This window comes from Vibrio sp. 10N.222.55.C6, assembly GCF_041473395.1.
GTDB lineage: Bacteria > Pseudomonadota > Gammaproteobacteria > Enterobacterales > Vibrionaceae > Vibrio > Vibrio crassostreae_C.
On the sequence record NZ_JBFRSD010001226.1, the window covers coordinates 1 to 287 of the forward strand.

Annotated in this window: 1 protein-coding gene; it reads left to right on the forward strand. The window is 47.0% G+C overall.

What is annotated here, in order from left to right; all coding sequences use genetic code 11:
- On the forward strand, nucleotides 1-287 hold a 287-nt coding region (locus AB4486_RS28295; protein WP_372120149.1), incomplete at both ends, for a DUF808 family protein.

The window sequence follows — 287 nt, forward strand, 5'->3', positions numbered from 1 at the left end:
GTGTTTATGGCTTAGTGGCAGGGATCGTTAAGTTAGACGATTTAGGCTTTTATCTGCAGCGAACATCGAATGGCAGTACCATTAAAACTCAATTGGGTAATGGGCTAGTCGCGTTTGCTCCCAAGTTAATGAAGACGCTTGCTGTGGTCGGCACTGCTGCGATGTTCTTGGTTGGTGGCGGTATTGTGGTGCACAACGTTCCTGCGATTCATCACTTAATTGAGCCGATTATTATGGACTTTCGTGGACATACGATAGCGACAGCGGTTGTTCCAACTCTGCTGAAC